This window comes from Ruegeria sp. YKSF070 (assembly GCF_059612725.1).
The window spans coordinates 146,870-157,188 of the sequence record NZ_JBXWRD010000005.1 but is presented as its reverse complement, the minus strand read 5'-3'; the positions used below and the strand labels follow the sequence as shown (position 1 = coordinate 157,188).

At 62.3% G+C, this 10,319-nt stretch carries 6 protein-coding genes and 1 tRNA gene; 5 read left to right on the top strand and 2 right to left on the bottom strand.

The features are described from left to right. Positions 1-366 precede the first annotated feature (366 nt). A tRNA-Leu gene (locus AC2FL1_RS04490) sits at positions 367-453 on the bottom strand. A gap of 203 nt (positions 454-656) precedes the next feature. Here AC2FL1_RS04490 and AC2FL1_RS04485 point away from each other — a divergent pair. Continuing rightward, entirely contained in the window at positions 657-1,640 is a 984-nt protein-coding gene (locus AC2FL1_RS04485; RefSeq protein WP_496876115.1) for a complex I NDUFA9 subunit family protein, read from the top strand. Here AC2FL1_RS04485 and AC2FL1_RS04480 read toward each other — a convergent pair whose 3' ends face one another. After that, positions 1,641-2,444, bottom strand: coding sequence for an undecaprenyl-diphosphate phosphatase (locus tag AC2FL1_RS04480; RefSeq protein WP_496876114.1), 804 nt, complete (start codon positions 2,442-2,444; stop codon positions 1,641-1,643). A 231-nt stretch (positions 2,445-2,675) separates the two neighbouring features. Between AC2FL1_RS04480 and AC2FL1_RS04475 the strand changes: the two genes are divergently transcribed. From AC2FL1_RS04475 to AC2FL1_RS04460, 4 genes are all read left to right on the top strand, one after another. Then, complete coding sequence (locus tag AC2FL1_RS04475) at positions 2,676-4,109, top strand: NAD(P)-dependent oxidoreductase (RefSeq protein WP_496876113.1); 1,434 nt, start codon at positions 2,676-2,678, stop codon at positions 4,107-4,109. A 54-nt stretch (positions 4,110-4,163) separates the two neighbouring features. Next, positions 4,164-4,601 carry a GFA family protein gene (locus AC2FL1_RS04470; protein WP_496825221.1) on the top strand — a complete coding sequence of 146 codons (438 nt, stop codon included), beginning with the start codon at positions 4,164-4,166 and terminating at the stop codon, positions 4,599-4,601. After that, positions 4,598-9,130, top strand: coding sequence for a glutamate synthase large subunit (gene gltB / locus AC2FL1_RS04465; RefSeq protein WP_496876112.1), 4,533 nt, complete (start codon positions 4,598-4,600; stop codon positions 9,128-9,130). The genes AC2FL1_RS04470 and gltB overlap by 4 nt, the downstream gene beginning before the upstream one ends. A gap of 114 nt (positions 9,131-9,244) precedes the next feature. Further along, on the top strand, positions 9,245-10,294 hold the full coding sequence (locus AC2FL1_RS04460) for a Hint domain-containing protein (protein ID WP_496876111.1): 1,050 nt from the start codon (positions 9,245-9,247) through the stop codon (positions 10,292-10,294). Positions 10,295-10,319: the final 25 nt, after the last annotated feature.

Here is a 10,319-nt window from a genome sequence, read left to right as displayed (position 1 = left end):
GCCGTTCTGAACGGCTACACCGCGCTCGGCATCCCTGTCACACAGCCCGTGGGATAAGTCTGTCCGGGGAAAGGGGAACCCCGGCCATCAGCCGATTTGTGCAACAGAGCCCAGGAGCATTTCTTTGAAACGAGGGGGCTAGCGGAGATCGATCCCGGTGTGGCTAACCTTTGTGGCTGGTGACGCGAAGGAACATTTTTTGGCAACGGCACGGACCCTTGAACACCCGAAAGACGGGCGCAGATTGCGGATGCGCAGACGGCCAGATGGGCCGCTTATCGAGAGCGGAAAGGTGGGCCAAAAGGGGGATAGAAATACCAGTTACCCTTCTAAGAAGTTGATTTTATTCGGCTATTTAGGGGTGATTGGTGCCCAGGAGAGGACTCGAACCTCCACGACCTTGCGGTCACTGGCACCTGAAGCCAGCGCGTCTACCAATTCCGCCACCTGGGCAGGTGTCGTGAGGGGGCGTTTAAGCCTAGCCGCGAGGAGCGTCAACCGGATTTTTTCGGTTTTGCAAAAGTTTTTTGAACCGCCCCCTGCGGCCCAATGCCGAAACCGGGGTAGACTCCGGTTGCGCGGCACTATTGCGCCTTGTTTGGCGCGCCTTGGAGCGGTAGATCGGAGCAACAGCCAAGTCAGCAGGAGCCACTCTGATGTCCAAACTGGTCACGATTTACGGCGGATCGGGATTCGTGGGCCGCTATATCGCGCGGCGCATGGCAAAGGAGGGCTGGCGCGTTCGCGTGGCGGTGCGGCGCCCGAACGAGGCGATGCATGTCAAACCCTATGGCGCAGTGGGCCAGGTGGAACCGGTCTTGTGCAACCTGCGCAACGACAATTCGGTCGCGCAGGCGATGCGCGGTGCCGATGCGGTGGTAAACTGTGTCGGCGTCCTGAACGAGCTGGGGCGCAACAGCTTTGACGCGGTGCAGGCCGAAGGTGCCGAGCGTATCGCGCGGATCGCCGCCGAACAGGGTGTGGACCGCATGGTGCATGTCTCGGCCATCGGTGCCGATGCGGATAGCGACAGCGATTATTCCCGCACCAAGGCCCTGGGCGAGGCGGGCGTGTTGCGCCATATGCCGGGTGCGATGATCCTGCGGCCTTCGGTGATCTTCGGATCCGAAGATCAGTTCTTCAACCGCTTTGCCGGCATGACCCGGTTCGGGCCGTTCCTGCCCGTGGTCGGAGCCGATACCCGATTCCAGCCGGTCTATGTGGATGACGTGGCGCGTGCCGCGGTCAAGGGCGTGCTGGGCGAGGCGCCCGGCGGTGTCTACGAGCTGGGCGGGCCGGATGTCGAAACCTTCCGCGCGTTGATGCAGCGGATGCTGGGTGTCATCCATCGCAAGCGGATCATTCTGGGCCTGCCCTTCTTTGCCGCGCGGATCATGGCCGGGGTGCTGGATGTGGCCAAGTTCGTCAGCTTTCAGCTGTTCCCGAACAGTATCCTTACCCGGGATCAGCTGAAGAACCTGCGCCGCGACAATGTGGTGAGCGAAGGTGCCAAGGGCTTTGCCGATCTGGGTATCACGCCCGAGCCGATGGATACGATCCTGCCGACCTATCTGTGGAAATTCCGCCCCAATGGCCAGTATGACGAGATTCAGGCCTCGGCCCGGAACCTGCGCGCCTGATCAGGAATAAGCGATCGCCAGCAACACCAGCCCCAGCGCCACGCGGTAGATAACATAGGGCGTAAAGCTAACGCTGCGCAGCAGTCTCATCATCAGGCTGAGCGCGAGCAGGGCCGAGACAAACGCGAACACGGCGGCGATGGCGCCGTTGCGCGCCGTTTGGGCATCGGCGGTCACCGCCACCTCGGCCCCCAAGAGCACCCCCGAGGCGATGATGGTGGGGATCGACATCAGCATCGAGATTCGGGCGGCGTCGCCGCGCGCATAGCCCAGCCGCCGCGCGCCGGTGATGGTGATGCCCGAGCGTGAGGTGCCGGGAATCAGCGCCAGAACCTGCCAGAGCCCCATGACCAGCGCGTCGCGGATACCCCAGTCGGCCGTGTGTTTCTGTTGCGGGCCGGTGCGATCCGCCCACCACAGTACGAGCCCGAAGCCCAGCATCGTCCAGCCGATCACGGCGACCGAGCGCAAGGCGTCGCTGAGTCCGGTGAAGTGCAGCAGCGCGCCCGCGATCACGGTGGGAATGGTGGCAATGATCAACCCCATGGCCAGCCTTGCACCCGGTGTGTCGGTCCTGCCGGTCAGGGCGCGTGGCAGGCCCGAGAGGCCGTCGCGCACATCAGCCCAGAAATAGAGGACCACGGCACAGAGCGTGCCGACGTGAACTGCAACGTCGATGGTCTGTCCCTGGTCCTGCATGCCCGAGAGTTGCGGCAGCAGAATCAGGTGACCCGATGAGGAGACCGGCAGAAACTCGGTAATGCCCTGGATGAGAGCGACCAGAATCAAGTGAAACAGGGACATGGGTGTTCGGTGATTTCCGTGAGATCCGGTTGGCGTTGATGGGTATATCTCTCAGCGTGAAAAAGGAAAGTTCGCATTTAGGTCCGGATTGATACATAAAATTCACTGTTTTTGTCGATTGAGTGTCGGCGGCAGGCAAAAAAAATAAAAATAGGTCAGTAGAAGTGACTTTTATTTCCGTTAAGGCTAGGATACGAAAACGCCGAATAGCGAAAACGTGGAGTCCGACCCGTGGCCAAGCAACCGATGCTCAAATTTGTGCAGATCGAACGTGACATGCCGGAAAAGCGTGCAGCCGATGCACGCAAGGAGGACTTTCACGAGATCTATGCCGAATACGCCGCTGCCAAGGCAGCCGAGCAAGCCAGCCGGTGCAGCCAGTGCGGCGTGCCCTATTGCCAGTCGCATTGCCCGCTGCACAACAACATCCCCGACTGGCTGCGCCTGACCGCGATGGGGCGTCTGGAAGAGGCGTACCAGACCAGCCAGGCCACCAATACCTTTCCCGAGATCTGTGGCCGCATCTGCCCGCAGGACCGTCTGTGCGAAGGCAATTGCGTGATCGAGCAGTCGGGCCACGGCACCGTGACCATCGGTGCGGTCGAGAAATACATCACCGATACCGCCTGGGATATGGGCTGGGTCAAGCCCGCCTCGCCGGTGGCGGAGCGCAGCGAGAGCGTGGGCATCATCGGGGCGGGCCCCGGTGGGCTGGCCGCAGCCGACATGCTGCGTCAGGCCGGTGTGCAGGTAACGGTTTATGACCGGTACGACCGGGCCGGGGGCCTGCTGATGTACGGCATCCCGGGCTTCAAACTGGAAAAGGACATCGTCGAGCGCCGCAACCGGTTGCTGGCCGATGGCGGGGTTCGGTTCGAGTTGAACTGTGACGTGGACGCGGCCAAGTTCGCCGAGATCCGTGCCGCCCATGATGCGGTGATCATCGCGACCGGCGTCTACAAGTCGCGCGATCTGTCGCTGCCGGGCAGCGGCCTGGGCGGCATCGAAAAGGCGATCGACTATCTGGCGGCCTCGAACCGCAAGAGTTTTGGGGACGAAGTTGCCGATTTCGACAATGGCCGTCTGAACGCGGATGGCAAGCGGGTGGTGGTGATCGGTGGGGGCGACACGGCGATGGACTGTGTGCGCACCGCGATCCGTCAGGGTGCTGTCAGTGTCAAATGCCTCTACCGTCGGGACCGGGCCAACATGCCGGGCAGCCAGCGCGAGACCCAGAACGCCGAAGAGGAAGGCGTGGTATTTGAATGGCTGTCGGCACCCAAGGGGTTCACTGGCGATGACAAGGTCACCGGCGTGATGGTGCAGAAGATGCGCCTGGGCCAGCCCGATGCCAGCGGTCGCCAGTCGCCCGAGGTGATCGAGGGCTCCGATTATGTCGAAGAGGCCGATCTGGTGATCAAGGCGCTTGGGTTCGAGCCCGAGGACCTGCCCACCCTGTTCGGCCAGCCCGACCTGCCGGTCACCCGCTGGGGCACGGTCAAGGCCGCGTTCCGCACCGGCGCCACCGAGATGGAGGGTGTCTATGCGGTGGGCGACATCGTACGCGGCGCCAGCCTGGTGGTCTGGGCGATCCGTGACGGGCGCGATTGCGCCGAGGCGATCCTTGAAGGTTTTGGTGCCAAGACCGCTATGGCGGCTGAGTAAGCCGCCGCGGCAACAAACGAAGCGACCCACTCACGACACCTGGCGAGGCCCGCGATGACGGAACTTCACGGAGAATGCATGTGCGGCGCGGTGACCATCACCGCCACCCCGGCACGCGCCGCGCTGGGCGCCTGCCACTGTGACATGTGCCGCCGCTGGACCAGCAGCGCCTATGTCAGCTTTCCGGTCGAACCGGGCTATGCGGCGCTTGGCCCGGTCAAGGTCTATAGCTCGTCCGACTGGGCCGAGCGCGCCTTTTGCGGCACCTGCGGGTCGGCGCTGTGGTACCGGATCACCCTTCCCGGAAAGATGCATGGCCAGACGCAGATGGCGGCTGGTCTGTTTGAAAATGCGGGCGGCAACGCCCTGAAACTGGAACTTTACATCGACAAGAAGCCCGAGGGCTATGCATTCGCAGGCGAGCGCCGGCAGATGACCCAAGCCGAGGTCGAAGCCATGTATGCCCCCTCTGATCTAGGAGACAGCCAATGACCAAGTACGATGCCGATTGGGTGCGGGCCGAAGAAGCCAAGCGCAAGTGGATGGCCGAGAACGGGCTTTATTCCGAAGAGGAGGAGCGTTCCTCCTGCGGAGTGGGTTTGGTCGTCTCGGTGAACGGCAAGCGCAGCCGCAAGGTGGTCGAGGCCGGGATCGACGCGCTCAAGGCGGTCTGGCACCGTGGCGCGGTTGACGCCGATGGCAAGACCGGCGATGGCGCCGGCATTCATGTACAGATCCCGGTTCCGTTCTTTTACGACCAGATCCGGCGCACTGGCCACGAGCCGCGCATGAACGAGCTGGTGGCCGTGGGCCAGGTGTTTCTGCCGCGCACGGATTTCGGCGCGCAGGAACGCTGCCGGACCATCGTCGAGACCGAGATCCTGCGGATGGGCTATTTCATCTATGGCTGGCGCCATGTGCCCGTCGATGTGACTTGCCTGGGGGAAAAGGCCAACGCAACCCGGCCCGAGATCGAACAGATCCTGATTTCGAACTCCAAGGGCGTGGACGAGGAGACCTTTGAGCGCGAGCTTTACGTCATCCGCCGCCGCATCGAGAAGGCGGCGCAGGCTGCGGGTATTGCCGGGCTCTATCTGGCGTCGCTCAGCTGCCGATCGATCATCTACAAGGGCATGATGCTGGCCGAACAGGTGGCGGTGTTCTATCCCGACCTGATGGACGAGCGGTTCGAATCCGCCTTTGCCATCTATCACCAGCGCTATTCCACCAACACCTTTCCGCAGTGGTGGCTGGCACAGCCGTTCCGCATGCTGGCCCATAACGGCGAGATCAACACGCTCAAGGGCAACCTGAACTGGATGAAGAGCCACGAGATCCGCATGGCCTCGTCCTATTTCGGTGAAAAGGCCGAGGATATCAAACCCATCGTGCCGGGCGGGTCATCGGATTCGGCGGCGCTCGACGCGGTGTTCGAGGTGCTGGTGCGCGCCGGGCGCAACGCGCCCATGGCCAAGACCATGCTGGTGCCCGAAAGCTGGTCGAAACAGGCGGTCGAACTGCCGCAGGCCTGGGTCGACATGTATTCCTACTGCAACTCGGTGATCGAACCCTGGGACGGTCCCGCCGCGCTGGCGATGACCGATGGCCGCTGGGTCTGTGGCGGTCTCGACCGCAATGGCCTGCGCCCGATGCGCTATGTGGTGACCGGTGATGGCCTGCTGATCGCAGGGTCCGAGGCAGGCATGGTGCCCACCGACGAGGCAACCGTTGTCGAAAAGGGCGCTCTGGGTCCGGGCCAGATGATCGCCGTCGACATGGCCAAGGGCAAGCTCTACCACGACCGCGAACTCAAGGACAAACTGGCGGGCTCGCGCCCGTTTGGTGATTGGGTCGGCAAGATCAACAATCTCGAAGACCAGCTTGGCGACGTCGAGGAGAAGCCGCTGTTCAGCGGCGAGGAGCTGCGCAAGCGGCAGATCGCGGCCGGTTACACCATCGAGGAACTGGAGCAGATCCTCGCGCCCATGGCCGAGGACGGCAAGGAGGCGCTCGCCTCGATGGGCGATGACACGCCCGCCGCGGTGCTGTCGAAACAGTATCGTCCGCTGAGCCATTTCTTCCGGCAGAACTTCAGCCAGGTGACCAACCCGCCCATCGACAGCCTGCGCGAATACCGGGTGATGAGCCTGAAGACGCGGTTCGGCAACCTCAAGAACGTGCTGGACGAGGATAGCAGCCAGACCGAGATCATCGTGGCCGAGAGCCCCTTTGTCGGCAACGCCCAGTGGGAGACGCTGAAGAAGAACTTCAACGCGCCGCTGGTCGAGATCGACTGTAGCTTTGCCCAAGGCTCGGGCGGGCTGGGCGATGCGCTGGCGCGCATCCGTTCCGAGGCCGAAGAGGCCGTCAGTTCCGGCGCCGGGCACCTGCTGTTGACCGACCAGTATTCCGGTCCGGGCAAGGTGGCGATGCCGATGATCCTGGCCACCAGCGCGGTGCACAGCCACCTGACGCGCAAGGGTCTCAGGACCTTCTGCTCGCTCAATGTGCGTTCGGCGGAATGTATCGACCCGCATTATTTCGCGGTGCTGATCGGCTGCGGTGCGACCGTGGTCAACGCCTATCTGGCCGAGGATTCGATTGCAGACCGCATCAATCGCGGTTTGCTGGATGGCAGTCTGACCGAAAACATGGCCCGCTATCGCGAGGCGATTGACCAGGGCCTGCTCAAGATTATGGCCAAGATGGGTATCTCGGTCGTGTCGTCCTATCGTGGTGGCCTGAACTTCGAGGCCGTGGGCCTGAGCCGCGCCATGGTGGCCGAGTATTTCCCCGGCATGACCAGCCGTATCTCGGGCATCGGTATCAAGGGTATCCAGACCAAGGCCGAGGAGATCCATGCCCGCGGCTGGGACAGCGGCCTGGACGTTCTGCCCATCGGCGGGTTCTACAAGGCGCGTAAATCGGGCGAGACCCATGCCTGGGAAGCAACCTCGATGCACATGATGCAGATGGCCTGCAACCGCGCCTCATACGAGCTGTGGAAGCAGTATTCGGCCAAGATGCAGAGCAATCCGCCGATCCACCTGCGTGACCTGTTGGACATCAAGCCGCTGGGCAAGCCGGTGCCGATCGAAGAGGTGGAAAGCATCACCTCGATCCGCAAGCGGTTCGTGACGCCGGGCATGTCGCTGGGCGCGCTCAGCCCGGAGGCGCACAAGACGCTGAACGTGGCGATGAACCGGATCGGCGCCAAGTCCGACAGCGGCGAGGGCGGCGAGGATCCGGCGCATTTCGTGCCCGAGTCCAACGGTGACAACCCGTCCGCCAAGATCAAGCAGGTAGCCTCGGGTCGGTTCGGCGTGACCGCTGAATACCTCAACCATTGCGAGGAGCTGGAGATCAAGGTGGCGCAGGGCGCCAAGCCCGGCGAGGGCGGTCAGCTGCCCGGCATGAAGGTCACTGACCTAATCGCGCGGCTGCGCCATTCCACCAAGGGCGTGACGCTGATTTCGCCGCCGCCGCACCACGATATCTATTCGATCGAGGATCTGGCGCAGCTGATCTATGACCTGAAACAGATCAACCCGCGCGCCAAGGTAACGGTCAAGCTGGTGGCTTCGTCCGGGGTTGGCACCATCGCCGCCGGCGTGGCCAAGGCCAAAGCCGATATCATCCTGATCTCGGGTGGCAACGGCGGCACCGGTGCATCGCCGGCGACCTCGATCAAGTTCGCGGGCCTGCCGTGGGAGATGGGCCTGACCGAGGCGCATCAGGTTCTGTCGATGAACAACCTGCGCGACCGGATCACGCTGCGTACCGATGGCGGTCTGCGCACCGGGCGCGACATCGTCATGGCCGCGATGATGGGGGCAGAGGAATACGGTATCGGCACCGCCGCGCTGATCGCGATGGGCTGTATCATGGTGCGTCAGTGCCAGTCGAACACCTGTCCGGTCGGCGTCTGCACCCAGGACGAATCCTTGCGCGCCAAGTTCACCGGCAATGCCGACAAGGTGGTGAACCTGATCACCTTCTATGCCCAGGAAGTGCGCGAAATCCTCGCTTCGATCGGGGCGCGGAGCCTTGATGAGGTGATCGGGCGTGCCGACCTGCTGGCGCAGGTCTCGCGTGGGTCGGCACATCTGGACGATCTGGACCTGAACCCGCTGCTGATCACTGTCGATGGTGCACAGAACATCGTCTATGACCGGGCCAAGCCGCGCAATGTGGTGCCCGACACGTTGGATGCAGAGATCGTGCGCGATGCCGCGCGGTTCCTGGAGGATGGCGAGAAGATGCAGCTGAGCTATTCTGTGCAGAACACGCACCGGACAGTCGGCACCCGCGTGTCGAGCCATATCGTCAAGCGGTTCGGTATGCGCAATGATCTGCAACCCGACCACCTGCATGTCAAACTTCGCGGCTCGGCGGGCCAGTCGCTGGGTGCCTTCGCGGCGCCGGGCCTCAAGATCGAGGTCTCCGGCGATGCAAACGACTATGTCGGCAAGGGACTGTCGGGCGGCACCATCGTGGTGCGCCAGCCGCAGATCAGCCCGCTCAAGGCGGATGAGAACACGATCATCGGCAACACCGTTCTGTATGGCGCAACCGATGGTCACCTGTTCGCGGCTGGTCGTGCGGGCGAGCGGTTTGCCGTGCGCAACTCGGGCGCCAAGGTGGTGATCGAGGGCTGCGGAACCAATGGCTGCGAATACATGACCGGCGGTGTCGCGGTGATCCTGGGCGGCATTGGTGCCAACTTTGGCGCCGGGATGACCGGGGGCATGGCCTATCTCTATGACCCCGAAGGGCAGGCCCAGCTTCTGATGAACATGGAAACGCTGGTGACTTGTCCGGTGACCGTGGCCCATTGGGAGGCGCAACTGAAAGCGCTGATCGAGCGTCACGCAGAAGAAACCCGCAGCGCGAAGGCGGCCCATATTCTACAACATTGGGACAGCGAGAAGGGTAACTTCCTTCAGGTTTGCCCCAAGGAGATGCTGAACAAGCTGCCTCATCCGCTCAGCCACGAGTCGTTGGCAATGCCTGCCGAATGACCAGCATGGCACGGGCGTCTGACAGACGGCCTGCTGCAACAAAGACCTTCGACCGGGCTGTCGGCGCAGCCCGGTCGTTTTCGTCGGTGCCGTATGTCGGTGTTAACACTTTGGGTGTCAGGACACATTTCCGCCTTATTTTCACCTTATTCTGATCTGCGAGGCAGGCCCGCGCTTTGGCGCGTGGTGAACAGACCCGGAAAAACGGGCAGGGTGAAAATGGCGAATATCACGTTGATCGCACAGAACGTGAACGGTGATCCGTTCGTTAATGACGGTACAATCAACATCGTGAACAACTCGACAAGCGTTTTGACCTTTGTCGACGTCGACACGCAGTTGAATGATCCGCTATCGGGGGAATACGTGTCTTTTGACGGCGGAACGACACTGTTGACCTATCAATATCTTGGGGTCGGAGACGTTCGCGGCGATCCCGGTCAGCGAGCCTCGTTCATCCGGATCGATCTGGGCGACGGCAACTTCATGACCGTGGCCATGGACATGAATGCCGATTTCGATGACGTACCCGACCTGCAGAACGGCAATACGCAACTGACCATCGGCACGCTGGATACAACCTCGCCCAACTGGTTTCCTGGGTTTGCGTGTTTTGCGGCCGGGACGTTGATCGAGATCGAAAGTGGCCCGATTCCGGTTGAGACCCTGCGCCCCGGCGATCTGGTGAGGACGGTGGACAGCGGCTTTCAGCCGCTGCTGCAATTGGCAAGGGCAACCGTTCGCGGTGACGGGGCCCTGGCGCCAGTTCTGTTCAAGGCCGGTGTGCTGGGCAATTACCGTGATCTCTATGTCAGTCAGCAACACAGGATGCTGATCACCGGCTGGCGGGCAGAACTGGCCTGCGGCGACAGCGAGGTGTTCGTCCCGGCGCGTCTGCTGGTCAATGACAGCACGATTCGCATCGTCCCGCGCCACAAGGTCACATATTTTCACCTGTTGCTGGCCCGGCACGAGATCGTGTTCTCCGAGGGCATACCGACAGAGAGTTACTTCCCGGGCGCTTTCGAAGACTTGATGGGCTCAGCCGATGAAACCACCGAAGCGTCCCTGTTCCCTGATCTTTCGGTCTCCGAAGGGCATGGGTGGCAGACCGCCCGACGGGTGGCCAAGTCCTCGGAGGCACTTTTCTTGTCGGCGGCATGAGCAAGATGGCTTTGTGCGTTCAGAT